This is a genomic window from Pseudomonas sp. AC070, from assembly GCF_979258635.1.
Genome location: NZ_OZ409871.1, coordinates 3,680,347 through 3,704,390 on the forward strand (window position 1 = coordinate 3,680,347; position 24,044 = coordinate 3,704,390).

Sequence of the window (24,044 nt, forward strand, 5' to 3'; positions counted from 1 at the left end):
ATTTGATTTATCGCCTCGTTAACCCTAGGCTCAGCACTAGACAGGCTTACAGGTGACGCGGATGCGCATTTTGATCACCTGCGAGGTGAAGCGCCCAGTCAGCAACGCGTCTTTTCCCGGCTGCAGCGTAACTTTACGGCTGCGAGGCGCTTCAGGCCCATTGCGGAAAACGGCCGTGCATTCGGCGGCGGCCTGGCCATAGTTGTAGAGCTGCACGGCTCCCATGTTGAAGTCGACTTCTTGGGTCGATGCCGACACTTCGGCGCCATTGAGCTTTTTCTCAAGCTCGATGGGAAACGCGAAGGCGGACAACGGCAGTGCGCTCAGGGGCAGCGCAGCAAAGGCTAAACACAACAACTTATTCATCAGTTGGTCTCCGGCAGGGAGCACAGCTTAGGACAAGAGGATGCGAGGATGAAAGCGCCCCGGGTAACCCTGGATCAGTGGCGAACGTTGCAAGCGGTCGTCGACCATGGCGGTTTCGCCCAGGCAGCCGAAGCGTTGCACCGCTCGCAGTCGTCGGTGAGCTACACCGTGGCGCGTATGCAAGAGCAACTGGGCGTGCCGCTGCTGCGTATCGACGGTCGCAAAGCCGTGCTCACCGAGGCCGGCGATGTGCTCCTGCGCCGCTCACGGCAACTGGTGAAGAACGCCAGCCAGCTCGAAGACCTCGCCCACCACATGGAACAAGGTTGGGAAGCCGAAGTGCGCTTGGTGGTCGATGCCGCCTACCCCACCGCCCGCCTGGTTCGCGCTCTCACCGCGTTTATGCCGCAGAGCCGTGGCTGTCGCGTGCGGCTGCGTGAGGAAGTGTTGTCGGGGGTCGAGGAAGTGCTGAAAGACGGCGTCGCCGACCTGGCGATCTGCGGCTTCAACGTGCCCGGTTTTCTCGGTTCGGAAATGAACCCGGTGGAATTCGTCGCCGTCGCCCACCCCGAACATGCCCTGCACCGCTTGCAGCGGGAAATCACCTTTCAGGATCTGGAATCCCATATGCAGGTGGTGATCCGCGACTCGGGACGCCAACAGCCGAAAGACGTCGGCTGGCTTGGCGCCGAGCAGCGCTGGACCCTCGGTAGCCTGGCGACCGCCGCCACGTTCGTGGCCAGTGGGCTGGGCTTTGCCTGGTTGCCGCGCCACCTGATCGAGCGCGAATTGCGCGAAGGTGTGCTCAAGGAACTGCCGCTGGACCGAGGCGGCAGCCGCCACCCGACGTTCTTCCTCTATACCAACAAAGACAAACCCCTGGGCCCGGCCACGCAGATTCTTATCGAGCTGCTGCGCAACTTCGACGCCGCGCCGCTGGACGCCCCATTCGCCGCACCCGCCATGCACAACTGACCCCGCAGCCGAGCAAGCCAGGAGGCACACATGCCGTATTTCGATCACGACAATTGTCAGCTGCACTACGAGGAATACGGCGCCGGTGCGCCCTTGGTGCTGGTCCACGGCCTGGGCTCCAGCACGCTGGATTGGGAATACCAAACGCCTGTGCTGAGCCAGCAGTACCGCGTGATCAGTCTCGACGTGCGCGGCCATGGCCGCTCCGACAAACCGCACGAGGCCTACAGCATCGGCGGTTTCGCCGAAGACGTGGCAGCCCTGATCGACCACCTGAATTTGCCGCCCGTGCATTTGGTGGGCATTTCCATGGGCGGCATGATCGGCTTCCAAGTGGGCGTGGATTACCCGCACCTTTTGAAAAGTCTCACCATCGTGAACAGCGGTCCGGAAGTGAAGGTGAAAACGCCGAAAGACGCACTGATGGTGGCCCAACGCTGGACGTTATCGCGCCTACTCAGCCTGGAAGTGATCGGCAAAAAACTCGGCGGTTTGCTGTTTCCCAAACCGGAACAGGTTGAGCTGCGTCTGAAGATTGAACGGCGTTGGCCCATGAATGACAAACGCGCCTACCTCGCCAGTCTCGACGCCATTATCGGCTGGGGCGTGCGGGAACGACTGGCGCGCATAACCTGTCCTACGCTGGTGGTTACGGCCGACCATGACTACACGTCGGTGGCCAGCAAACAGGCTTATGTTGACGAGCTGCCCAACGCCCGGCTGCTGGTGGTGGAAGATTCCCGCCACGCCACGCCCATGGACCAACCCGAGTTCTTCAATGCCCAGTTGTTGGCATTTCTTGCCGAGGTAGACCGTTAAACTGCCCGGCTTACAGCTGTTCCTCCATGCCAACAACCGGTTTCTCCACACCAATAAATAGTCCAGACAAGGTCTTCGCCATGTTGAAAAAAGCCACCCTCCTCGCCTGCTCCGTGCTGTTCGCCAGCCACCTGTTCGCCGCCGACGCGCAAGCCGGCACGCACGTGCTGCTGACCACCAGCCTGGGCGACATCGAAATCGAACTGGAAGACCAGAAAGCGCCGATCAGCACCAAGAACTTCCTCGCCTATGTGGACAAGGGCTTCTACAGCAAAACCATTTTTCACCGCGTGATTCCGGGCTTTATGGTTCAGGGCGGCGGCTTCGACACCGACATGCGCCAGAAGAACACCGACTCGCCGATCAAGAACGAAGCCGACAACGGCCTGCACAACGTACGCGGCACGCTGGCCATGGCCCGCACCGGGGTTGTCGACTCGGCCACCAGCCAATTCTTCATCAACCAGAAAGACAATGCCTTCCTCGACCACGGCGGCCGCGACTTTGGTTATGCCGTGTTCGGCAAAGTGGTCAAGGGCATGGATATCGTCGACAAAATTGCCCAAGTGCCGACCGGCCGCTACGCCGGCATGAGCGATGTGCCCAACACGCCGGTGCTGATCTTGTCCGCCAAACGCCTGTAACTGGCGCGCGCGACGCGGCGGAACGAAAGCGTAGCGAGCGACACCGGGCAACACGAAAGCAGACGGAAAACGAGCGGTTGGCGTTTTCCGTTTGGTTTTTCAGCGCCGCGTAATCGCGCGCAACCGCTTTGCAACGAGGTCCATGATGTTTCGCCGTTTCGAGCAATTGATCGACATCTTCCGCGCCGCGCCCAGCGAGGCACCGCCCACGGACGTGTGGCGTTTCTACCTGTACTTCCTGCGCCAGGCCTGGCCCAGCTTTGTGGCGCTGATGATTGTTGGCCTGATCGTCGCGCTGATCGAAGTGGCGCTGTTCAGCTTTCTCGGCGACATCGTCGACTGGGCGCAAAGCACCCCACCCGCCCAATTTTTCGAGCAACACGGCACGGCACTGCTGTGGATGGCCGCCGTCACCTTGTTGCTGCGCCCACTGTTCAACGGCTTGCACGGCCTGCTGGTGCACCAGACCATCAGCCCGAGCCTGACCAACCTGATTCGCTGGCAAAACCACAGCTACGTGCTCAAGCAGAGCCTCGGGTTTTTCCAGAACGACTTCGCCGGGCGCATCGCCCAACGCATCATGCAAACCGGCAACTCCCTGCGCGACTCCGCCGTTCAAGCCGTCGACGCGCTGTGGCATGTGCTGATCTACGCCATCAGCAGCCTGGTGCTGTTTGCCGAAGCCGACTGGCGCCTGATGCTGCCGCTGCTGGCGTGGATCGTTTGCTATATCGGATCGCTGGTGTACTTCGTGCCACGGGTGAAGGCCCGCTCGGTCATCGCCTCGGAATCGCGTTCCAAACTCATGGGCCGCATTGTCGACGGCTACACCAACATCGCCACGCTCAAGCTTTTCGCCCACACCAACTCCGAGCAGAACTACGCCCGCGAAGCGCTGCACGAACAGAACGTGACTACGCAAATGGCTGGCCGCGTGGTCACGGTGATGGACGCGGTGATTACCGCCATGAACGGCGCATTGATCGTCGGCACCACGGGGCTGGCGTTGTGGCTGTGGAGCCAGGGGCTGATCACCGTGGGCGCCATCGCGCTGGCGACCGGCCTGGTGATTCGCCTGATCAATATGTCCGGCTGGATCATGTGGGTGGTCACCGGCATTTTCGAAAACATCGGCACCGTGCAAGACGGCATGCAGACCATCGCCCAGCCGCGCAAGGTGCTCGACCGTGCCGACGCGCCGCGCCTGCAAGTGCCCCAAGGCGCGGTGAGCATGCGCAACGTCAGCTTTCACTACGGCAAAGGCGCGGGTGTGATCGGCGGGCTCGACTTGGAGATTCGCGCCGGCGAGAAAATCGGGCTGATCGGGCCGTCCGGCGCAGGCAAATCGACGTTGGTGAATCTGCTGCTGCGCTTGTACGACCTGGAAGGCGGCGAGATTCTTATCGACGGTCAGAACATCGCCCACGTCGCCCAGGAAACCTTGCGCGAACGCATCGGCATGGTCACCCAGGACACCTCGCTGCTGCACCGCTCCATCCGCGACAATTTGCTGTACGGCAAACCCGACGCCACCGACGCCGAGCTGTGGGAGGCGGTGCGTAAAGCGCGGGCCAGCGAGTTTATTCCTGAACTCTCCGACGCCCAGGGTCGCTTCGGCTTTGACGCCCATGTCGGCGAGCGCGGCGTGAAGCTGTCCGGCGGCCAGCGCCAACGCATCGCCATCGCCCGCGTATTGCTCAAAGACGCGCCGATTCTGATCCTCGACGAAGCCACCTCGGCGCTGGACTCCGAAGTGGAAGCCGCCATTCAAGAAAGCCTCGACAGCCTGATGCAAGGCAAAACCGTCATCGCCATCGCCCACCGCCTCTCCACCATCGCACGCATGGACCGCCTGGTTGTGCTCGACAAAGGCCGCATCGCCGAAAGCGGCACCCATGCCGAGTTGCTGGCGCACAAAGGCTTGTATGCGCGGTTGTGGCATCACCAGACGGGCGGGTTTGTGGGGCTTGATTGATGGCGACGCTCTCGAGCCCGAACCGCGCCCCCTGTAGGAGAGGCTTTAGCCTCGATGTTCTCAAAGCCAGCAAAACCGTTAGCTAGCTTTCTAATATCAACGTCACCGATGCCGACTAACAAGATCATTGATTATTCAAACCGACCCTGCGGCTGTTTAGATAGGCCCGTCGCTACCTGCGACAGAAAGCCGCAATGCAAACCTTCTCTGCCGTTTACCGAAGATTTTCGTTGCTGCTTTTAATCGACCCCCACTGTTGAGGAAAGGCCATCATGAAAATAGCTTCACTGGTTACCGCCGTTCTCTCCGGCTTCGCTCCTGGCGTGTTTGCCGATGATCTCAACCCCGCCCCGGGCGCTGGCCTGCCGGCAGTGGATTACCACTACGGCATGAAGGTCGATGTAGCCAAAGTGCTGCACCGCACCGACAACTCCGGCAAAACCGGTGTCGTACCTGTGATCGTGGTGTACGAAGACAGCCTCGGCGAAGTGCACAAGCTGAAGTATCAAGAATGGGGCGGCCGCGCGCAGAACGGCTAACCCGCCGCCCGCCGGTCTTAGACCACCGCGCTAAGCCTGGCGAAACGGCAACAGCGTCTTCGCCTCTTCGGCGTAGGCGCGAATGCCGGCCCGTTCATCCTCAAGAAAATCCGCCACCGCATCGCGCAGTCCTGGGTGACACAAGTAGTGCCACGACTGCGTAATGACCGGCTCAAAGCCGCGAATCAACTTGTGCTCGCCCTGAGCGCCGGCGTCGAAACGCTGCAAGCCCTGACTGATCGCATAGTCCATGCCCTGATAAAAACAGGTCTCGAAGTGCAAGCGATCAAACTCCGCCAGGCATCCCCAATAGCGTCCATACAAACTGTCGCCAGCCACCAAGCTGAACGCCATGGCCACCGGCCGCGCGCCTTGAATGGCGAACACCACACGAATCGCCTCGGGCACGCGCTCGGCTAACAGGCTGAAGAACGTGCGCGTCAGATACGGCATCTGCCCGCGCACGGCGTAGGTGTTGGCGTAGCAGGCGTAGACGAAATCCCACTGCGCTTCGCTCAGCGCCTTGCCTTCGTACCATTCGAATTCGATGCCCTGCCCTGCCACTTGCTCGCGCTCTTTGCGCATTTGCTTGCGCTTGCGCGAGGCGAGCACGTCGAGGAAATCGGCGAAGTCGCGGTAGCCACGGTTCTGCCAATGGAACTGACAACCCAGGCGCTGCAGCCAGTTTTCGCGACCGTCGAGCAAGGCGCTGGCCAGCTCATCGGTGAAGTTGATATGCAGGCTGGAAAGCCCTTGTGCCGGTAGATCAGCCGTTAGCGCGTTCAGCAGTAGCGAGGCGCTGTCGGGCAAGCCGAGCAGGCGCGGCCCGGTCACGGGAGAGAACGGCACGGCGCCGAGTAGCTTGGGGTAATAAGGAATGCCCGCGCGCTGGCTGGCGTCCGCCCAGCCATGGTCAAACACGTACTCGCCGTAGGAATGGCTTTTCAAATACGCCGGCAGCGCCGCCTGCAATTCGCCTTGGTCGTTCACCCACACGCGGTGCGACGCCCGCCAACCACTGCGCCCGCCAATGCTGCCGCTGTCTTCCAGCGCCGATAGAAACGCATGGCGCAAAAACGGCTGCGACTCGGGCAGCAACGCATCCCAGGCTTGCGCGGGAATGGCGGACAGGGAGTCGAGAATGTGCACAGGCATGGGCGATTCCACAGCGAGTTAGACGGCCCGGTCATCATAACGGCAGCTAGGCGGATAAGGTCAAAAGCATCGCGGCTGAAGCCGCTCCTACAGGTGTGCGCGGCCGCGAGGCGCTTCTATTAATAGCCGCCCATAAAAAAGCCCCGCACTAGGCGGGGCTAAAGAAAGGAGCAGAACCTTTGTTGCGTGGAGCTACAGCTTAGAACGCGTATTGAGCGCGAACGATGAAACCGTCGCCATCGTCATCGCCAGTGCGCGAGGCAGCGGTGGTGCCGGTGGCGTTGGTCACGCCATCAACCGATGCCTTGACGTAGGTGGCGCTGATTTTCACGGCTTCGTTGGCGTACCAGTTCACACCCAGGTTGTGCACTTTGGCGTCACGGTCGCCGTCATCCAGCGTCACGCGCTGAGCAGCGGTACGGGTGCTGTCGTCATCAACCGAGATGCTGTCGAAGCGGTAGAACACTTCCCATGCACCGATCTGGTTGTTGGCAGGCTTGAGGGCGTCGAACTTGCCGAGTTTGTAGCCGCGGGCTTCACCGGTCAGGGTGTAGGCCACTTGTACGTAGCCGCCTTTGGCTTCCACGTCTTGGAAGGTCGGGTTATTGGTGTCGGCCTTCAGTTCACGGGTCATGTATTCACCCTGAACGGAGAACGGCCCCATTGCCCAGGCAGCCTCCAGACCCAGCGCGGTGTCTTTGTCATACAGGCCAGTGGTGGTGTTGCTCTGGCCAGCGAACACAACGCGGTTGCCGTTGGTACCGGCATCGTTACCACCGGTAGTGGCGACGCCACGCATGCCCAGACGGCTACGGAATTGTGCGTCAAGCGCCGAGTCGGAAACGTCGCGGCGAGCGGCGCTGAAGCCGAAGTGCAGCACGTTGCCAGCGTCGTGCAGCGGAGCGAACACACCACGCAGGTTGACTTGCTTGTTGCTGTCGCCGTCGGTGTCGTTGTTGTCTTTGGCAAATGCGCCAGCCGATACGTAGAACGAGTCGCTGAAGGTGCTGGAAACTTGTGCACCCATGCCGTTCTGGTGGCTGTTGGACCAGTCGATGATGTCGTAGAAGGCGTTACGCTCAGGAGCGGTTACCCACTTGGAGCTGGTGGCTTTTTCCAGGCCGAACTCTGGGTCGAAACGACCTACTTTGATTACAGCCGGATTGAAGCCGATGTAGCTGATGGAGGCTTCGTCGAAGTAGCCGTCATCTGCAGAACCGGAGTTGTGCGAGAAGTCGTAGTTGATGTTGTAGAGCCAGTCGCTGAACGCGATACCGGAGAACTCGAGGAACGCACGGCGGAAGTAAGCTGCGTCAGCGCTGTCACCGTTCTTGGTGTAGATGCCATCGAACTGGCTGTAGTCAGCTTGCAGACGGCCGCCGATTTTGAAACCGAACGACTTGTCAGTAGTAGCCACTTCAAGGCCACCTTTAGTTTTTACAACGATGTCAGCGCCGTCAGTAGTAACGGTACCGGCGAAAGCCTGGGCGGAAATGGCCAGGGCCAGGGCGCTGGCGGCAATACCGGCGAAGTGCTTACGGATCATCGAAGAATTCCCCTATTGGTCTTTGAAATACACCCGAGCGGCTGGCTCGTTTGTGCTGGGGGAATACTGGCGGGGGGTTATTTCAGCTCAGTTGCTTTTATATAAATGTTTTATGACAAAGGAACTTTTTTACTTCTAATAGGAATAACCATCCAGACGCTCTAGCACGCCGGTTTCAGCCGTTTTTCTGGCACCGTGCCAGCACCGGAGTGTTCCATTTCGCCTAAAACATGGCTGTCACAAAGCGGGAATGTGACAACCGCCCGTCTGCGTGGTCGAGGGTCATCTGCGAGGGCAAATGGCATCCCAGGCCCGCGAAAAACTGTCAAAACCGCAGCCATTAACGTATCGACATATTCGATTATTCAAGGGCGAAAATTGCGCTATTCAGCCGTACCAAACCGATAGATCATGGCACCCAACACCAGCGGCATCCCACCGTCTGACTCGCGCTTTGCAGCACAGACCAGACCCAACGAGCGCCACCTGGCTAACCAACGGAGGACATAAGTCATGATCGAACGTCGACCTTTTGAGCAGATGGGTGGTGCCAACCATGGCTGGCTGAACGCTCGCCATCACTTCTCGTTTGCCGAGTATTACGATCCGAGCCGGATGAACTGGGGCCAATTGCGCGTGTGGAACGACGACGAAATCGCTCCGCAAAGCGGCTTCCCCCGTCACCCGCACCGGGACATGGAAATCATCACCTACGTACGTGAAGGTGCCATTACTCACCAAGACAACCTGGGCAACAAAGGCCGCACCGAAGCCGGTGATGTGCAGGTAATGAGTGCGGGCACGGGCATCGCCCACAGCGAGTACAACCTGGAGGATGAAACCACCAAGATCTTCCAGATCTGGATTCAGCCCACCGAGTTCAACTCGCCACCGTCGTGGGGCGCCAAGCCGTTTCCTAAAGGCGAACGCGCCGGTGCATTCGTGACCCTGGCCAGCGGTGACAAAGACGACGGCGAAGCGCTGCACATCCGTGCCGACGCCCGCTTGAGTGCGGCGACACTGAAGGCCGGTCAGCAAACCGAATACCGTCTTGGCACCCATCGCAAGGCGTATCTGGTAGCGGCCAGCGGTGTGATCAGCGTCAACGGCGTGCAAGCCAACGCCCGCGACGGCGTGGCGGTCAGCGGTGAAGAGGTGTTGGTCTTCAATGCCGTGGAAGATGCCGAAATCATCCTGGTGGATGTGGCGTGATTCCCAGCCTCGCGCAGTAAAAGAAGCAGCCTTCGGGCTGCTTTTTTTTGTCCCCTCGCCAGGAGAGGCTTCAGCCTCGATGCCTGCAACAAACACTTCCCGTTGCGCTCAAGAGTGCAGCCGCGCCCATCTCACGCTAGGCTACGGCTCCATTTGCGCCGGAGCTGCCGCCATGAGCCAAGACAACGAAGCAAGCCAGGAAACGGTCAACCCCGCCCCCGCCTTAGAACCACTCACCGCCACCGAAGCCCGCGTGCTCGGTTGCCTGGTCGAGAAGCAAGCCACCACGCCCGAAACCTACCCGCTCACGCTCAACGCGGTGGTGCTGGCGTGCAACCAGAAGACCAGCCGCGAGCCGGTGATGAACCTGACCCAGGGCCAGGTCGCCCAAGCCTTGCGCGCGCTTGAAGGACGCGGCATGGCGCGGCTGGTGATGGGCAGCCGCGCGGATCGTTGGGAACACCGTGCCGACAAAGCACTGGAGCTGGTGCCGGCCCAGGTGATTTTGCTGAGTCTGTTACTGCTTCGCGGGCCGCAAACGCTGAATGAACTGCTGACCCGAAGCTCGCGCATGCACAACTTTGACGATGTGGAAGCGTTGCAGCACCAGCTGGAACGCCTGGCCAGCCGAGGCTTGGCGGTGCTGGTGCCGCGTCAGGCGGGGCAGCGGGAAGACCGGTATATGCATTTGCTCGCCAGCCCTGAGGAATTGGCGGCGGCGATTGCCAGCAGTGGGCGCAGTGAACGCAGCGAAGGGGCAGCGCCCTCGCAGTCGCGCATTGATGAGTTGGAAGAGCGGGTGGCACAGTTGGAGGCGCGGTTGGCGGCGTTGGAGCAGGCGAACGGGTGATCGCGCGTTTCTTGATGCGCCCGCGTTAAGGCCAGCCCTCTCCCCTAGCCCCTCTCCCGCAGGCGGGAGAGGGGAAACACAATTCGGTCGCGGCGACCGACGCGATCAGCCCCCTCGCCCGCTTGCGGGAGAGGGTTGGGGAGAGGGGTCTTTGACCTTCACCACCTAACAAAAAACCGGCACTAGGCCGGTTTTTTTATCTAGCAAACTTCAATCAATCCAACATCCCAACATGCTTCGGATGGCTCGCCACGCGCTCCAACCAGGCGCGCACCGCCGGGTACGGTTCCAGGTCGAAGCCGCCCTCATGGGCAACATGGGTGTAGGCATACAGCGCGATATCGGCGATGGAGTAATGATCGCCCACCAGATAATTGGTCAGCTTCAGCTGCTGCTCCATCACCTTCAACGCCTTGTATCCGCCCTTGCGGGTCGATTCATATTCGGCGCGGCGCTCTTCGGGCAATCCTTGGTACAGCTTGATAAAGCGCGCCACGGCAATGTACGGCTCATGGCTGTACTGCTCGAAAAACTGCCACTGCAACACCTGCGTGCGCAGGCGCGGTTCGGTGGGCAGGAATTCGCTGCCGTCGGCGAGGAAATTCAGAATCGCGTTGGACTCCCACAAGCACGTGCCGTCTTCAAATTGCAGCACGGGAATCTTGCCGTTGGGGTTCATGGCGAGAAATTCCGGGGTCTGGGTTTCGCCCTTGAGAATGTCCACCGGCACCCACTTCGACTCTTTGCCGAGCAGGTGCAGCATCAATTTGACCTTGTAGCAGTTGCCGGAGAGGTAATCGCCGTAAACCTTGTACATAGCAACCTCCTGTAGTGCCTGTTCGGTGAGGTGTTAAGCCGCTTGTTCCAACTGCGCCTGGCGGATGACGTTAGCCAAGCGCGACAGCCCTTCGCCCAACCGATCCGGCGAAATGTGGCTGAAATTCAAGCGCAAGTAACCGGGGTTGTCTTCCGGCTGGGCGAAGAAAGGTTCGCCCGGCATAAACGCCACGTTTTCTTTCAACGCCGCGTCGAGCAGCGTGCGGGTGTCCAGCGGTTGTTTGAGGGTCAGCCAGAAGAACAGGCCGCCTTGCGGCACGTTCCATTCGGCGAGGTCGGCAAAATGTTCTTCCAGCGCCACTTGCATGGCGTCGCGGCGCACGCGGTAGAAGTCGCGCAGCTCGGCCAGGTGCGACTTGTATTTCTCCGTGCCCAGCCATTGCAGCGCTTGCCATTGGCCGACGCGGTTGGTGTGCAGGTCAGCCGATTGCTTCAGGCGCAACAGGTGTGGAAACAGGTCCGGCGTGGCGATCAAAAAGCCAACACGCAGGCCCGGCAGCAGGGTTTTCGACACGGTGCCGGTGTAGATCCAACTGGCCTTTTTCAGGCGGCTGACAATCGGCGTGGCGCTGCCGGCGTCGAACACCAGCTCGCGGTAGGGTTCGTCTTCAATCAGGGTCACGCCGAACTCATCGAGCAGCGCGGCCACGGCGTCGCGCTTGGCTTCGCTGTAGCGCACGGCCGATGGGTTCTGGAAGGTCGGAATCAAATAGGCGAATGCCGGCGTGTGTTGTTCCAGGCGCTTGCGCAAGGCGTCGAGCTGCGGGCCGTCGGCTTCCTGGGGAACGCTCAGGCAGTCGGCGCCGAACAGTTGAAAAGATTGCAGCGCGGCGAGATACGTCGGCGCTTCGAGCAGAATTTCGGTGCCCGGGTCGATAAACAGTTTCGAGGCCAGGTCGAGGGTTTGTTGCGAGCCGCTGACGATCAGCACTTGGCTGGCGTCGCAGGCGATGCCCAGCGCCCGGGCATCAGCGGCGATGGCTTCACGCAGCGCCGGCTCGCCTTCGCTCATGCCGTACTGGCCCATGCTCAACGGCATGTCGGCCCATTCCACTTTCGGCAGCATGGGTTCGGCGGGCAAACCACCGGCGAAGGACATCACTTCCGGACGTTGCGCAGCCGCCAGAATTTCGCGGATCAAAGAGCTTTTAAGACGGCTGATACGTTCGGAGAAGGCCATACAAGTCACCGGTAGCAAAGGCAGGGAAAAATAAGTCAAACTGATTGACCGAAATCGGCTAAACCGAAACTACGACGATACGGATAACAACGTCAATATGCTTGACCTTAAAAACTCAACCACTCAGCAAAATGCCATGGAAGCGTTTTTTTTCGGCTACCAGGCATTCACCGCCAAGGCCGATGAAATGCTCGCGCGCCGAGGCTTGAGCCGCGTGCACCAGCGCATTCTGTTTTTCATTGCGCGCAGCCCCGGCATGAGCATGAAAGAGCTGCTGGCGGTGTTGGGTGTGAGCAAGCAAGCGCTGAATATTCCGCTGCGCCAGTTGCTGGAAATGGACCTGGTACACAGCGACGCCGCCACCGACGACAAACGCAAACGCCTGCTCTATCTCACACCCGAAGGCAGCAAGCTGGAAGGCGCCCTGCGCCGCGAACAAGTGAAGTTGCTGCGCCGCGCGTTTGATGAAACCGGCGAGGATGCGGTAAAGGGTTGGTTCGCCGTGAATCAGGCGCTGGCCCAGGGCGCTGCGGTCGAGCAATAAGGCCGTGGATCTGTACGGCCATTTGCGCCAATTGCTGTATCGGGACGGCAACCCCCGCCGCCCGTAGGCTGGACACTCGTTTTGGAGTGAAACGCCATGAGCCTCGAGCTGTTGATTGCCTTTGTCGCCTTCGCCTTTGTCACATCCGTGACGCCCGGGCCGAACAACACCATGCTGCTCGCCTCGGGGGTTAATTTCGGTATTCGTCGTACGGTGCCGCACATGCTGGGTATAAGTGTCGGCCTGATGTCGTTGGTGCTGGCGGTGGGCTTCGGCCTGAGCCAAGTGTTCGAGCAAGTGCCCATGCTGTATGTGATTCTGCGTTACGTCGGCGCGCTGTATCTGCTGTATCTGGCGTGGAAAATCACTCGCTCCGGCGCGCCGGAAGCCAACGGCGATGAGCGCGGCAAGCCGTTCAGTTTTGCCCAGGCGGTGGCGTTTCAGTGGATCAATCCCAAGGCCTGGATCATGGCCGTCGGCGCTATTACCACCTTTGTGCCGCAACAGAATTTCGTCGTTAACGTGCTGCTGATTGCAGCGGTATTCGCGCTAGTCAATTGCCCGACCATGAGCGTGTGGACCGCTGCCGGCAGCCTGCTGCGCAACTGGCTGCGCAACCCTGGCGCGCTACGCTTTTTCAATATCACCATGGCGCTGCTGCTGGTCGCCTCGCTCTATCCCATCTTCAAGGACGTGTGAATGGACGCCGCTTCCCCGCAACCGCTACGCCCGCTGGCCGACAGTTCGCCGTCCGCCGTGGTCGCTGGTTTTATCGCGATGATGACTGGCTACACCAGCTCACTGGTGTTGATGTTCCAGGCCGGTCAGGCAGCCGGACTGACCACGGCGCAGATCTCATCGTGGATCTGGGCGCTGTCCATTGGCATGGCGGTGTGCAGCATCGGGTTGTCGCTGCGCTATCGCACGCCGATCACCGTGGCCTGGTCGACGCCGGGTGCGGCGCTGCTGATCACCAGCCTCGGCCACGTGAGTTACGGCGAGGCCATCGGCGCCTATATCACCTGCGCGGTGCTGGTGATTATTTGCGGGCTCACCGGCAGCTTCGAACGGCTGGTGAAGCGCCTGCCTGGCTCCCTGGCGGCCGCGTTGCTGGCGGGCATTCTGTTCAAAATCGGCAGCGAAATTTTCGTCGCTGCCCAGCACCGTACCGGTTTGGTGCTGGCGATGCTGTTCACCTATCTGCTGGTTAAACGCGCCCAGCCGCGCTACGCCGTACTCGCCGCGTTGGTGGTCGGAACGGCGTTGGCAGGCGGCATGGGCTTGCTGGATTTCAGCGGCTTTCATTTGCAGGTGGCGGTGCCGGTGTGGACCACGCCGAGCTTTTCCCTGGCAGCCACCATCAGCATCGGCATTCCGCTGTTTGTGGTGGCCATGACCTCGCAGAACATGCCAGGCATCGCCGTGCTGCGCGCCGACGGTTACACCGTGCCGGCCTCACCGCTGATTAGCATCACCGGCATCGCCTCGCTATTGCTGGCGCCATTTGGTTCTCATGGCATCAACCTCGCCGCCATCAGCGCCGCTATCTGCACCGGCCCACACGCCCACGAAGACGCCACCAAACGCTACACGGCGGCCATGTGGTGCGGCGTGTTTTACGGGTTCGCCGGGATGTTCGGCGCCACGTTGGCGGCGCTGTTTGCCGCACTGCCCAAGGAGTTGGTGCTGTCGATTGCCGCACTCGCCTTGTTCGGCTCGATCATCAACGGCCTGACCAACGCCATGGCCGAGCCGAAAGAACGTGAGGCCGCGCTGATCACCTTTATGGTCACCGCCTCGGGCTTGAGCTTGTTCTCGATTGGGTCGGCGTTCTGGGGGATTGTGGCGGGGGTTTTGACCTTGCTGATTTTGAATTGGCGTAAGGATTGAAGGGGCAAAAGCATCGCGGCTAAAGCCGCTCCCACAGAAGGCATAACCCTGTAGGAGCGGCTGGGCGGCATTCCGATTAGCCGCGATGCTCTTCGATGGCAACGCTGTACTCACGCCAACCGGAAATGCTCCACCATCCCCTGCAATTCATTGCTCAAGCTGGCCAATTCAATACTCGACGCCGCCGTGCCTTCCATGGCCATGGACGACTGATCAGCGCTGCTGCGAATGTTAGTCACGCTGCGGTTGATCTCTTCGGCCACGGAGCTTTGCTGCTCGGCCGCCGCGGCAATCTGCTGGTTCATTTGGTGAATCACTGACACCGCCGCCGCGATGCTGCCCAGGGCGCTTTCGGTTTCCAGGGCGTCGCTGACGGTGAGCTGAACCAACGCCGTGCTGCTTTGAATCTGACTGACCGAACTCTGCGCGCCTTTCTGCAAGGCGCTGACCAGCCGTTCGATTTCTTCGGTGGACTGTTGCGTGCGTTTGGCCAAGGCGCGCACCTCATCGGCGACCACCGCAAACCCTCTGCCCTGCTCACCCGCGCGCGCCGCTTCGATGGCGGCGTTAAGCGCCAGCAAGTTGGTTTGCTCGGCCACGCTTTTGATCACGCTGAGTACCGAGACGATGTTTTGAATCTCGCTGCTCAAGCTTTGAATGCTGTCACTCGCCGAGCTGGACGACGCGGACAACTGCTCAATGCGCGCCATGGTCTGGCGCACCACGTTCTGCCCGTTAAGCACTTTCGAGTCGGCGGTTTCGGCGGCGCCGGCGGCCTCTTCGGCATTGCGGGCAACGTCGTGAACGGTGGCGGTCATCTGGTTCATGGCCGTGGCCACTTGTTCGGTTTCTTCTTTCTGGCTGGCCACTTCAGCGTTGGTCTGTTCGGTGACGGCCGACAGCGAGCGCGCCGAGGTGGCGATCTGGTTGATGCCGGCCTGCAAGCTGCCGACCATGCTGCTGAGGCTGGCCGACATCTGCTGCATGGCGCTCATTAATTGGCCGACCTCGTCGGTGCCGCGCACCTCAATCCTGGTGCTGAGGTCGCCGTCGGCAATGCGCGTAGCCACATGAATGACGCTTTGCAGCGGCTTGACGATGGCGCGGGTAATCAACAGCGAGGCGCACAAGCCGACCAGAATCGCCAACGCCGACGAGGCCAGAATCAGCACGGAATTGGCCTTGAGCTCAGCGCGCATCGCGGCGTCTTGCGCGGCGTAGGCCTGGTCCACTTCAGTCATTACCTGTTCGGCGCGCTCGCGCATTTGCGTGTACACCTGGCGCTCTTTGCCGAGCAGCTCGGTGTATTCGGCAAGCTTGCCGCTGAAGGTGGTGATGTTGGTGCTGACGTCGTTGAGCACCGTCAGGTAGCCGGAATCTTTCACGGTGCTTTTCAGGGTTTCAGCCAATTGCAGGGCTTCATCGGCCTGGGCGATTTTCGTCGCCTCCAGGGTTTCGCCCTCTGCCGCTTTACGGCTTTGCGCGAGCCGCAGGTGGGCTTCGTTCATGGCTTGCAGCATCAGGCGCGACACCTGGCTGACTTGCCCGGCCTGGACGATAAATTCCGCACCGTTCTGGCCTTGGGAATCTTTGAGTTCGTAGGCGCCGTCGTCGGCCAGCCCGGCTTGCAGCAAATCCAGATTATTGGCCACGCTGGTGACCGACCAACTGGCCATTTCCAGCGCCAGGTCTTTGGCCAGGGCCAACTCGACGAATTGATCGAACGAGGTGCGGTAGGTGCCCAATGCTTGCGCCACGGCGTCCATGGCGGCCGCGCTGGAGGGTGACTGTTCTTTGAGCGTGGCGGTAGCGGCGAGAATGTCGTCCACGCCTTTGCGCAGCGCATCGGCGGCCTTGGCATCGCCGCTGATGGAAAACGCTTGCTCGTTCAGGCGCACGCGCAGCACCGCGCTGTTAATGGCCGACATCTGCTTTTGCGCTTCGAAGCGCTGGCTGATGGCCTGCAACGCGGTCACGCCAATGGCCGCCACCACGGCGGTGAGCAGCAGCACCAGACCAAATCCGCTGCCCAGCTTCTTTGCCATGCCCAGGTTGGCAAAACTGCGTTGCAAGATCGAAATCATCGCGCCGGTCCTCTATCGAATGCTCAACGACAGGTCTGTGTATTCAAGATTCGTGCGAAGTTGCGACGCGCGAAGGCCCAGCACAAGCGGCTTTACCCTCAGATATGGCAAATAGCTATGCCGACGTCGTTTTCAGATCAAAAAACTGGCGTCAACGTCAGAGGCCGCTTCGCGCGTCGCCCCGACGGGTGGAAACCCTGCCCCATTACGTCGCATGCCCCGCGAGAACAGACATCACACAACAGGCCATCTGGCGGGGAGGCCACAAAGTGCACGGTGAGACCTCAGCGATGGATTGCGCCTCGCCCTCAAGAGCTGCGTGGTTGCTGAGCTAACGAATAAAAAGCTCTAGCACTTTCGTCTAACAGTGCGTTGACAAATCCGACAGCCTCTGTCGATAATCCCGACACAGTTGTACGACAACCTATAACAACAAAAACAATAATCGCAGGACCACGCCATGACGACTCGCCCTCTCGCCAGTCCCCTACCGCGCCAGCCTTCGGCCCGGTCGTTCATTCGCCTTCACGGGCCACCCCATCCTTTCGAATTCGCTGACGGCTAGTCCGCAGCAATAGGCCCGGCTGCGTTCAAGCCAGGCCCAACGCCTCGACACAGGGGCATCACCGGTTCCGCCTTTTGATGCAGGCCAGATTTGGCTCGCAGGGGAACGGCTTTTTCAAAAATGGGAGCACAACAACAATGAAGACCCGCACCACTCGATCGCTCGTCCTCTTGGGCGCCGGCAGCATGGCCATGGCACTGCCGCTGATTTCACAGGCTGAAGGTTTTATCGACGACACCAAGGCCACGCTGACGTTTCGCAACGCCTACTTCAACCGCAACTTCACCAACCCGGCTTACCCGAACGCGGCCAACCCGCAGAACAAAGCCGAGGAGTGGACGCAAAACTTCATTCTTGATGTGAAATCCGGCTACACCCCAGGCCCCGTTGGCTTTGGCGTGGACGTGCTGGGCCTGTACTCGCTGAAACTCGACGGCGGCAAAGGCACCGGCGGCTCGCAACTGCTGCCGATTCACCAGGACGGCCGCCCGGCTGACGACTTCGGTCGCCTGGGTGTCGCGGCGAAAGCCAAGTTCTCGAAAACCGAATTGAAGGTCGGCGAGTGGATGCCGGTGCTGCCGATTCTGCGCTCCGACGACGGCCGCTCCCTGCCGCAAACCTTCCGCGGCGGTCAGGTGACGTCCCAGGAAATCGACGGCCTGACCCTGTACGGCGGCCAGTTCCGTCAGAACAGCCCGCGTAACGATGCGAGCATGGAAGACATGTCCATGAACGGGCGCGGTGCCTTCCTGTCCGACCGCTTCAACTTCGGCGGCGGCGAATATAGCTTCAACGAAAAACGCACCACCGTGGGCGTGTGGTATGCCGAGCTGGAAGACATCTACCAGCAGCAATACTTCAACGTGCTGCACAGCCAGCCGGTCGGCGACGTCACCCTGGGCGCGAACCTCGGTTACTTCATTGGCAAGGAAGACGGCAGCCAACTGGCCGGCGACCTCGACAACAAAACCGGCTTCGCCATGCTCTCGGCCAAATACGGCGGCAGCACTTTCTACGTCGGCTTGCAGAAAGTCAGCGGCGACGATGGCTGGATGCGCGTCAACGGCACCAGCGGCGGCACCCTGGCGAACGACAGCTACAACTCCAGCTACGACAACGCCAAGGAAAAATCCTGGCAGCTGCGTCACGACTTCAACTTCACCGCCGTTGGCGTACCGGGCCTGACCCTGATGAACCGCTACATCAGCGGTGACAACGTGCACGTCGGCGCCGTGACGGACGGCAAAGAATGGGGCCGCGAATCCGAGCTGGCGTACACCGTACAAAGCGGCACCTTCAAAAACCTCAACTTCAAATGGCGCAACGCGAGTATCCGTCGCGACTACAGCGCCAACGAATTTGACGAGAATCGCCTGTTTATCAGCTACCCGCTTTCGCTGCTGTAACCCGTCGGGCTTCGCCTGGCATCGACTTACTCCTCGTGTGAAAACACGCTTTGGCCCGTCCTCGTGACGGGCTTTTTTATTGCCCACATTTTTTTGTAGGAGCGACTTCAGTCGCGATTCCTGGAAACGGTGCTTGCCGGTAAATCGCTATCGCGGCTAAAGCCGCTCCTACAGGAGGTTCGGACGGACGTAATACGCCGCTTTTTGTAGGAGCGACTTTAGTCGCGATTCCTGAAAACGGTGCTGGCCGGGAAATCGCCATCGCGGCTAAAGCCGCTCCTACAGGATGGCGGCGGCGAGACTTCGGGCAAAAAAAAGCCCCGACCAGGTCGGGGCTTTTCTTTTCGCTGTAGCGCAGCGGTAAAACAACTACCGCGCGCACATGCGCATTATCACGCTGGGAAAGAAGGCGGATTTACGTCGGCCATGTCTTCCATCACGCGCACTACCTGGCAGCTGTAACCGAATTCGTTGTCGTACCAAACGTACAGCACAACGCGGTTGTCGTTGCAGATGGTGGCTTCGGCATCGACCACACCGGCGAAACGCGAGCCCACGAAGTCGGTGGAGACCACTTCCAGCGAGTTAACGAAGTCGATCTGGCGATGCAGATCCGAGTGCAGCGCGACGTAGCGCAGGTACTCGTTCATTTCTTCGCGGGTGGAGGCCTTTTCCAGGTTCAGGTTGAGGATGGCCATCGACACGTTCGGTGTCGGTACGCGAATGGCGTTGCCAGTCAACTTGCCAGCCAGTTCCGGCAGGGCTTTGGCAGCGGCTGTGGCAGCACCGGTTTCGGTGATCACCATGTTCAACGGCGCGCTGCGACCACGACGGTCGCCCTTGTGGAAGTTGTCGATCAGGTTCTGGTCGTTGGTGTACGAGTGAACAGTTTCGACGTGGCCGTTAACGATGCCGAACTTGTCATTCACCGCTTTAAGCACCGGCACGATGGCGTTGGTGGTGCAGGAAGCGGCGGAGATGATTTTGTCGTCCGGGGTGATTTCACCGTGGTTGATGCCGTGCACGATGTTTTTCAGTTTGCCTTTGCCCGGCGCGGTCAGTACCACGCGGTCAACGCCTGGGCAGGCCAGGTGCTGGCCGAGGCCCTCGGCGTCACGCCATACACCGGTGTTGTCGACCAGCAGCGCATTGCTGATGCCGTACTGGGTGTAGTCGACTTCTTTCGGCTCTTTGGCGTAGATAATCTGGATCAGGTTGCCGTTGGCGGTGAGGGTGTTGTTTTCCTCGTCAACGGTGATGGTGCCGTTGAACGGACCGTGTACCGAGTCGCGACGCAGCAGGCTGGCGCGTTTGACCAAGTCGTTGCTGGCGCCTTTGCGCACAACGATAGCGCGCAGACGCAGACCGTCGCCGCCACCGGTTTTCTCGATCAGGATGCGTGCCAGCAGACGACCGATACGACCGAAGCCGTACAGCACAACGTCGGTGCCTTTACGCGGGGTGCCGTTTTGCTTGCCAACCACAGCGGCCAGTTCGTCACGCACGAACTGCTCGATGGCGCGGCCGTTGCCGTCAGCTTTGAATTTGACCACGAGCTTGCCGAGGTCGACCGAGGCGGCGCCCAGCTTCAAGCTGCTCATTTCTTTCAGGACGGCGAAGGTCTCGTGAACCGAGAGTTCGCTTTCGTCAGCCTGGCGGTGACGGGCAAAGCGGTGGGCTTTGAGAATCTGGATAACCGAGCGGTTAATCAGGCTGCGACCGTAAATTGAGGTCACCACGTTGTTGTTGCGGTAGAGCTGACCAATCAGCGGAATCATCGCCTCCGCGAGTGCTTCACGATCAATCCATTCACCAAGACACTGATCAGGCTTCTGAGTCACGGGCAATACCTTTAACAAGTATGTAGGGGCTGAAAAAACGGGCTACATTATGACGGGCTGTGCAACTGCCGGCAATCTGCAGCGGACGAAACACTGACAGCAGCGCGGCGGGATAGTTACAATCCTTCCGGTTAATCCTCAACCGGAGCCACGACCTCTCGTGTCCGTATTGCGCTTACCCAGCCTTCCTGCCGCCTCCGGCAAACAAACGTGGGGCAACCTGCCCGGCGCCGCCCTTAGCCTGGCCATCGCCGAAGCCGCCAACGCCGCCAAACGTTTCACCCTGCTGCTGACCGCCGACAGCCAGAGCGCCGAGCGCCTGGAGCAAGAGTTGCGGTTCTTCGCGCCCGAGCTTCCGGTGCTGCACTTTCCCGATTGGGAAACCCTGCCCTACGACTTGTTTTCGCCGCACCAGGACATCATTTCCCAGCGCATCGCCAGCCTCTACCGGCTGCCCGAGCTGAGCCACGGCATCCTCGTGGTGCCGATCACCACCGCCCTGCACCGCCTGGCGCCCAAGCGTTTTCTGCTGGGCAGCAGCCTGGTTCTGGACGTGGGCCAGAAGCTCGATGTGGAACAGATGCGCACGCGCCTGGAGGCCACGGGCTACCGCTACGTGGAAACGGTGTACGAGCACGGCGAGTTCACCGTACGCGGCGCCATCATCGACTTGTTCCCCATGGGCACCGCGCAGCCGTACCGCATCGATTTGTTCGATGACGAGATTGAAACGCTGCGCACCTTCGACCCAGAAACCCAGCGCTCCATCGACAAGGTGGACTCCATTCGCCTGCTGCCGGCCCGCGAGTTTCCGCTGAATAAAGAAGCCGTCACCGGTTTCCGCGCGCGTTTTCGCGACCGCTTCGACGTCGATTTCCGTCGCTGCACCATTTATCAAGACCTCAACAGCGGCATCACGCCAGCGGGCATCGAGTATTACCTGCCGCTGTTTTTCGACGAAACCGACACCCTGTTCGATTACCTGCCAAGCGACACGCAAGTGTTCTCGCTGCCGGGCATCGAGCAGGCCAGCGAGAATTTCTGGAACGACGTACGCAACCGCTATGAAGAACGGCGCGTGGACCCCGAGCGGCCGTTGGTGCCGCCGGCCGAGTTGTTTCTGCCGGTGGAAGATTGCTTTGCGCGCCTGAAAAACTGGCCGCGCGTGGTGGTCAGCCAGCAAGACGTCGACACCGGCGTCGGCCGCGAGCGCTTCGCCGCCCAGGCACTGCCGGACCTGGCCATTCAAGCCAAGGCCAGCCAGCCCATGGCTGCGCTGGAAACCTACCTGGCCGACTTCCCCGGCCGCGTGTTGTTTACCGCCGAATCCGCCGGGCGCCGCGAAGTGCTGTTGGAGCTGCTCGCGCGCTTGCGCCTCAAGCCAGTGGAAGTCGACAACTGGAGCGACTTTGTAAAAGGCAAAGAGCGCCTGGCGATCACCATTGCACCGCTGGACGACGGTTTGCAGCTGGACGACCCGGCCCTGGCGTTGATCGCCGAAAGCCCGCTGTTCGGCCAGCGCGTCATGCAGCGCCGACGCCGCGAGAAAACCCGTGGCGACCACGGCGACGCGGTGATCAAAAACCTCACCGAGCTGCGCGAGGGCGCGCCGGTGGTGCACATCGACCATGGCGTCGGCCGTTACCTGGGCCTGGCCACGCTGGAAGTGGACAACCAGACCGCCGAATTCCTCATGCTCGCTTACGCCGACGAGGCCAAGCTGTATGTGCCGGTGGCCAACCTGCACCTGATCGCCCGCTACACCGGCAGCGATGACGCACTGGCGCCGCTGCACCGTCTGGGCTCGGAAACCTGGCAGAAAGCCAAGCGCAAAGCCGCTGAGCAAGTGCGCGACGTGGCGGCCGAGTTGCTCGACATCTATGCGCGCCGAGCGGCCCGTGAAGGCTATGCCTTCGCCGATCCGAAACTGGATTACGAGACCTTCAGCGCCGGCTTCCCCTTTGAAGAAACGCCGGACCAGCAAACCACCATCGAAGCCGTTATGGCCGACATGCTGGCGCCCAAACCGATGGACCGCCTGGTGTGTGGCGACGTGGGCTTCGGCAAAACCGAAGTGGCCATGCGCGCCGCGTTTATTGCGGTACACAGCGGCAAGCAGGTGGCGATTCTGGTGCCGACCACCCTGCTCGCCCAACAGCACTACAACAGCTTCCGCGACCGCTTCGCCGATTGGCCGGTAACGGTCGAGGTGATGAGCCGATTCAAGTCCGACAAGGAAGTGAAAGCGGCGGTTGCGCAGTTGGCTGAAGGCAAGATCGACATCGTTATCGGCACCCACAAGCTGCTGCAGGACGATGTGAAAATCAAAAACCTCGGTCTGGTGATCATCGACGAGGAACACCGTTTCGGCGTGCGCCAGAAAGAGCAGCTCAAGGCGCTGCGCAGCGAAGTGGACATTCTCACCCTCACCGCCACGCCGATTCCGCGCACGCTGAACATGGCGGTGTCGGGCATGCGCGATCTGTCGATCATCGCCACGCCGCCGGCGCGCCGGTTGTCGGTACGCACCTTTGTGATGGAGCAGCAAAAGCCCGTCATTAAAGAAGCCTTGCTGCGCGAACTGCTACGCGGCGGTCAGGTGTACTACCTGCACAACGATGTGAAAACCATCGAGAAGTGCGCCGCTGACCTCGCCGAACTGGTGCCCGAAGCACGCATCGGCATCGGCCACGGGCAGATGCACGAGCGTGAGTTGGAACAGGTGATGAGCGACTTCTATCACAAGCGTTTCAACGTGCTGATCGCCTCGACCATCATCGAAACCGGCATCGACGTGCCCAGCGCCAACACCATCATCATCGAGCGCGCCGACAAATTCGGCCTGGCGCAATTGCACCAGCTGCGTGGCCGCGTGGGCCGCAGTCACCACCAGGCATACGCCTATTTGCTCACGCCGCCGCGCAAGCAAATGACCCCCGACGCCGAGAAGCGCCTGGAAGCCATCGCCAACACCCAAGACCTCGGCGCCGGCTTTGTGCTGGCCACCAACGACCTCGAAATTCGTGGCGCGGGCGAGCTGTTGGGCGATGGCCAGAGTGGGCAGATTCAGGCGGTAGGTTTCACGCTCTATATGGAAATGCTTGAGCGCGCGGTGAAAGCCATCCGCAAAGGCGAGCAGCCCAACCTTGAGCAGCCGCTGGGTGGCGGACCGGAAATCAACCTGCGCGTACCGGCGCTGATTCCTGACGCCTACCTGCCGGATGTGCACACGCGCTTGATCCTGTACAAACGCATTGCCTCGGCCGCCGACGAAGACGCGCTCAAAGAGCTGCAAGTGGAAATGATCGACCGCTTCGGCCTGCTGCCCGAGCCGACCAAGAACCTGATGCGCCTGACCTTGCTCAAACTGCAAGCCGAGCAACTAGGCATCAAGAAAGTCGATGCCGGCCCGCAAGGCGGCAAAATTGAATTTGCCGCCGATACCCAGGTCGATCCACTGGTGCTGATCAAGCTGATTCAAAGCCAGCCCAACCGCTACAAATTCGAAGGCGCTACGCAGTTCAAAATCCAGGTGCCGATGGAGCGTCCGGAAGAACGATTCAATACGCTAGAAGCGCTTTTCGAGCGCCTCACGCCTAAACAAGCTTGATTATTA

The 24,044-nt window shown here is 60.5% G+C and carries 19 protein-coding genes and 1 pseudogene; 12 read left to right on the top strand and 8 right to left on the bottom strand.

Annotation, left to right across the window (positions count from 1 at the left end; translation table 11 throughout):
* Nucleotides 1-36: 36 nt before the first annotated feature.
* On the bottom strand, nucleotides 37-366 hold the full coding sequence (locus tag ACZZ0Q_RS16550) for a 3-phosphoglycerate kinase (protein ID WP_463541541.1): 330 nt from the start codon (nucleotides 364-366) through the stop codon (nucleotides 37-39).
* Between the two features lie 48 nt (nucleotides 367-414).
* On the opposite strand from ACZZ0Q_RS16550, the gene ACZZ0Q_RS16555 reads away from it, so the two are divergent.
* From ACZZ0Q_RS16555 to ACZZ0Q_RS16575, 5 genes are all read left to right on the top strand, one after another.
* Complete coding sequence (locus tag ACZZ0Q_RS16555) at nucleotides 415-1,341, top strand: LysR family transcriptional regulator (RefSeq protein ID WP_463382088.1); 927 nt, start codon at nucleotides 415-417, stop codon at nucleotides 1,339-1,341.
* A gap of 30 nt (nucleotides 1,342-1,371) precedes the next feature.
* Nucleotides 1,372-2,160, top strand: coding sequence for an alpha/beta fold hydrolase (locus tag ACZZ0Q_RS16560; protein WP_463541540.1), 789 nt, complete (start codon nucleotides 1,372-1,374; stop codon nucleotides 2,158-2,160).
* Between the two features lie 80 nt (nucleotides 2,161-2,240).
* The gene (locus ACZZ0Q_RS16565) at nucleotides 2,241-2,804 is read left to right on the top strand and encodes a peptidylprolyl isomerase (protein WP_463541539.1); all 564 of its coding nucleotides are present in this window, start codon (nucleotides 2,241-2,243) and stop codon (nucleotides 2,802-2,804) included.
* A 142-nt stretch (nucleotides 2,805-2,946) separates the two neighbouring features.
* Nucleotides 2,947-4,779 carry an ABC transporter ATP-binding protein gene (locus tag ACZZ0Q_RS16570; RefSeq protein WP_463541538.1) on the top strand — a complete coding sequence of 611 codons (1,833 nt, stop codon included), beginning with the start codon at nucleotides 2,947-2,949 and terminating at the stop codon, nucleotides 4,777-4,779.
* Between the two features lie 272 nt (nucleotides 4,780-5,051).
* A complete protein-coding gene (locus ACZZ0Q_RS16575) occupies nucleotides 5,052-5,318 on the top strand; it encodes a DUF2790 domain-containing protein (RefSeq protein WP_122492500.1) in 267 nt (88 codons plus the stop codon).
* Between the two features lie 30 nt (nucleotides 5,319-5,348).
* On the opposite strand, the gene ACZZ0Q_RS16580 is transcribed toward ACZZ0Q_RS16575, so the two are convergent.
* Together ACZZ0Q_RS16580 and ACZZ0Q_RS16585 are read right to left on the bottom strand one after the other, a co-directional pair.
* Nucleotides 5,349-6,473 carry a GNAT family N-acetyltransferase gene (locus ACZZ0Q_RS16580; RefSeq protein ID WP_463541537.1) on the bottom strand — a complete coding sequence of 375 codons (1,125 nt, stop codon included), beginning with the start codon at nucleotides 6,471-6,473 and terminating at the stop codon, nucleotides 5,349-5,351.
* A gap of 199 nt (nucleotides 6,474-6,672) precedes the next feature.
* Complete coding sequence (locus tag ACZZ0Q_RS16585) at nucleotides 6,673-8,019, bottom strand: OprO/OprP family phosphate-selective porin (protein ID WP_463541536.1); 1,347 nt, start codon at nucleotides 8,017-8,019, stop codon at nucleotides 6,673-6,675.
* Between the two features lie 513 nt (nucleotides 8,020-8,532).
* Between ACZZ0Q_RS16585 and ACZZ0Q_RS16590 the strand changes: the two genes are divergently transcribed.
* Complete coding sequence (locus ACZZ0Q_RS16590; protein ID WP_463560766.1) at nucleotides 8,533-9,231, top strand: pirin family protein; 699 nt, start codon at nucleotides 8,533-8,535, stop codon at nucleotides 9,229-9,231.
* Between the two features lie 172 nt (nucleotides 9,232-9,403).
* Nucleotides 9,404-10,081, top strand: a complete 678-nt coding sequence (locus tag ACZZ0Q_RS16595) for a YceH family protein (protein WP_463541535.1) — start codon at nucleotides 9,404-9,406, stop codon at nucleotides 10,079-10,081.
* Nucleotides 10,082-10,295: 214 nt separating this feature from the next.
* On the opposite strand, the gene ACZZ0Q_RS16600 is transcribed toward ACZZ0Q_RS16595, so the two are convergent.
* Both ACZZ0Q_RS16600 and ACZZ0Q_RS16605 read right to left on the bottom strand, forming a co-directional pair.
* Nucleotides 10,296-10,898 carry a glutathione S-transferase family protein gene (locus ACZZ0Q_RS16600; RefSeq protein ID WP_463541534.1) on the bottom strand — a complete coding sequence of 201 codons (603 nt, stop codon included), beginning with the start codon at nucleotides 10,896-10,898 and terminating at the stop codon, nucleotides 10,296-10,298.
* A gap of 33 nt (nucleotides 10,899-10,931) precedes the next feature.
* Nucleotides 10,932-12,098 (bottom strand): aminotransferase-like domain-containing protein, encoded by a 1,167-nt coding sequence (locus ACZZ0Q_RS16605; protein ID WP_463541533.1) that lies wholly within the window; start codon nucleotides 12,096-12,098, stop codon nucleotides 10,932-10,934.
* Nucleotides 12,099-12,195: 97 nt separating this feature from the next.
* Here ACZZ0Q_RS16605 and ACZZ0Q_RS16610 point away from each other — a divergent pair, with 97 nt between their 5' ends.
* The 3 genes from ACZZ0Q_RS16610 (at nucleotide 12,196) to ACZZ0Q_RS16620 (ending at nucleotide 14,532) form a co-directional block, all read left to right on the top strand.
* The gene (locus ACZZ0Q_RS16610) at nucleotides 12,196-12,642 is read left to right on the top strand and encodes a MarR family winged helix-turn-helix transcriptional regulator (RefSeq protein WP_463560767.1); all 447 of its coding nucleotides are present in this window, start codon (nucleotides 12,196-12,198) and stop codon (nucleotides 12,640-12,642) included.
* Between the two features lie 96 nt (nucleotides 12,643-12,738).
* Nucleotides 12,739-13,341: a LysE family translocator gene (locus tag ACZZ0Q_RS16615; protein WP_463541531.1), complete on the top strand. Its 603-nt coding sequence runs from the start codon at nucleotides 12,739-12,741 to the stop codon at nucleotides 13,339-13,341.
* Complete coding sequence (locus tag ACZZ0Q_RS16620; protein ID WP_463541530.1) at nucleotides 13,342-14,532, top strand: benzoate/H(+) symporter BenE family transporter; 1,191 nt, start codon at nucleotides 13,342-13,344, stop codon at nucleotides 14,530-14,532.
* Between the two features lie 110 nt (nucleotides 14,533-14,642).
* Here ACZZ0Q_RS16620 and ACZZ0Q_RS16625 read toward each other — a convergent pair whose 3' ends face one another.
* Both ACZZ0Q_RS16625 and ACZZ0Q_RS16630 read right to left on the bottom strand, forming a co-directional pair.
* On the bottom strand, nucleotides 14,643-15,527 hold the full coding sequence (locus ACZZ0Q_RS16625; RefSeq protein WP_463561032.1) for a methyl-accepting chemotaxis protein: 885 nt from the start codon (nucleotides 15,525-15,527) through the stop codon (nucleotides 14,643-14,645).
* Nucleotides 15,504-16,616, bottom strand: a pseudogene (locus ACZZ0Q_RS16630) (HAMP domain-containing protein); the annotation flags it as partial. The gene ACZZ0Q_RS16625 and the pseudogene ACZZ0Q_RS16630, both read right to left, overlap by 24 nt.
* A 702-nt stretch (nucleotides 16,617-17,318) precedes the next feature.
* Here ACZZ0Q_RS16630 and ACZZ0Q_RS16635 point away from each other — a divergent pair.
* Complete coding sequence (locus ACZZ0Q_RS16635; protein WP_122492511.1) at nucleotides 17,319-18,587, top strand: OprD family porin; 1,269 nt, start codon at nucleotides 17,319-17,321, stop codon at nucleotides 18,585-18,587.
* Nucleotides 18,588-18,979: 392 nt separating this feature from the next.
* Here ACZZ0Q_RS16635 and ACZZ0Q_RS16640 read toward each other — a convergent pair whose 3' ends face one another.
* Complete coding sequence (locus ACZZ0Q_RS16640; protein ID WP_122492512.1) at nucleotides 18,980-20,428, bottom strand: glyceraldehyde-3-phosphate dehydrogenase; 1,449 nt, start codon at nucleotides 20,426-20,428, stop codon at nucleotides 18,980-18,982.
* A 160-nt stretch (nucleotides 20,429-20,588) separates the two neighbouring features.
* Here ACZZ0Q_RS16640 and mfd point away from each other — a divergent pair, with 160 nt between their 5' ends.
* Nucleotides 20,589-24,038: a transcription-repair coupling factor gene (mfd, locus tag ACZZ0Q_RS16645; protein WP_463541529.1), complete on the top strand. Its 3,450-nt coding sequence runs from the start codon at nucleotides 20,589-20,591 to the stop codon at nucleotides 24,036-24,038.
* Nucleotides 24,039-24,044: the final 6 nt, after the last annotated feature.

Excerpts from the sequence above, each read along its gene's own strand:
- ACZZ0Q_RS16605 (WP_463541533.1), bottom strand. The coding sequence starts at position 12,098 with ATGGCCTTCTCCGAACGTATCAGCCGTCTTAAAAGCTCTTTGATCCGC.
- ACZZ0Q_RS16565 (WP_463541539.1), top strand. The coding sequence starts at position 2,241 with ATGTTGAAAAAAGCCACCCTCCTCGCCTGCTCCGTGCTGTTCGCCAGC.
- ACZZ0Q_RS16635 (WP_122492511.1), top strand. The coding sequence starts at position 17,319 with ATGAAGACCCGCACCACTCGATCGCTCGTCCTCTTGGGCGCCGGCAGC.
- ACZZ0Q_RS16590 (WP_463560766.1), top strand. The coding sequence starts at position 8,533 with ATGATCGAACGTCGACCTTTTGAGCAGATGGGTGGTGCCAACCATGGC.
- ACZZ0Q_RS16615 (WP_463541531.1), top strand. The coding sequence starts at position 12,739 with ATGAGCCTCGAGCTGTTGATTGCCTTTGTCGCCTTCGCCTTTGTCACA.
- ACZZ0Q_RS16580 (WP_463541537.1), bottom strand. The coding sequence starts at position 6,473 with ATGCCTGTGCACATTCTCGACTCCCTGTCCGCCATTCCCGCGCAAGCC.
- ACZZ0Q_RS16555 (WP_463382088.1), top strand. The coding sequence starts at position 415 with ATGAAAGCGCCCCGGGTAACCCTGGATCAGTGGCGAACGTTGCAAGCG.
- ACZZ0Q_RS16575 (WP_122492500.1), top strand. The coding sequence starts at position 5,052 with ATGAAAATAGCTTCACTGGTTACCGCCGTTCTCTCCGGCTTCGCTCCT.
- ACZZ0Q_RS16550 (WP_463541541.1), bottom strand. The coding sequence starts at position 366 with ATGAATAAGTTGTTGTGTTTAGCCTTTGCTGCGCTGCCCCTGAGCGCA.
- ACZZ0Q_RS16620 (WP_463541530.1), top strand. The coding sequence starts at position 13,342 with ATGGACGCCGCTTCCCCGCAACCGCTACGCCCGCTGGCCGACAGTTCG.
- ACZZ0Q_RS16560 (WP_463541540.1), top strand. The coding sequence starts at position 1,372 with ATGCCGTATTTCGATCACGACAATTGTCAGCTGCACTACGAGGAATAC.
- ACZZ0Q_RS16595 (WP_463541535.1), top strand. The coding sequence starts at position 9,404 with ATGAGCCAAGACAACGAAGCAAGCCAGGAAACGGTCAACCCCGCCCCC.
- ACZZ0Q_RS16610 (WP_463560767.1), top strand. The coding sequence starts at position 12,196 with ATGCTTGACCTTAAAAACTCAACCACTCAGCAAAATGCCATGGAAGCG.
- ACZZ0Q_RS16585 (WP_463541536.1), bottom strand. The coding sequence starts at position 8,019 with ATGATCCGTAAGCACTTCGCCGGTATTGCCGCCAGCGCCCTGGCCCTG.
- ACZZ0Q_RS16570 (WP_463541538.1), top strand. The coding sequence starts at position 2,947 with ATGATGTTTCGCCGTTTCGAGCAATTGATCGACATCTTCCGCGCCGCG.
- ACZZ0Q_RS16625 (WP_463561032.1), bottom strand. The coding sequence starts at position 15,527 with ATGAGCGCCATGCAGCAGATGTCGGCCAGCCTCAGCAGCATGGTCGGC.
- ACZZ0Q_RS16600 (WP_463541534.1), bottom strand. The coding sequence starts at position 10,898 with ATGTACAAGGTTTACGGCGATTACCTCTCCGGCAACTGCTACAAGGTC.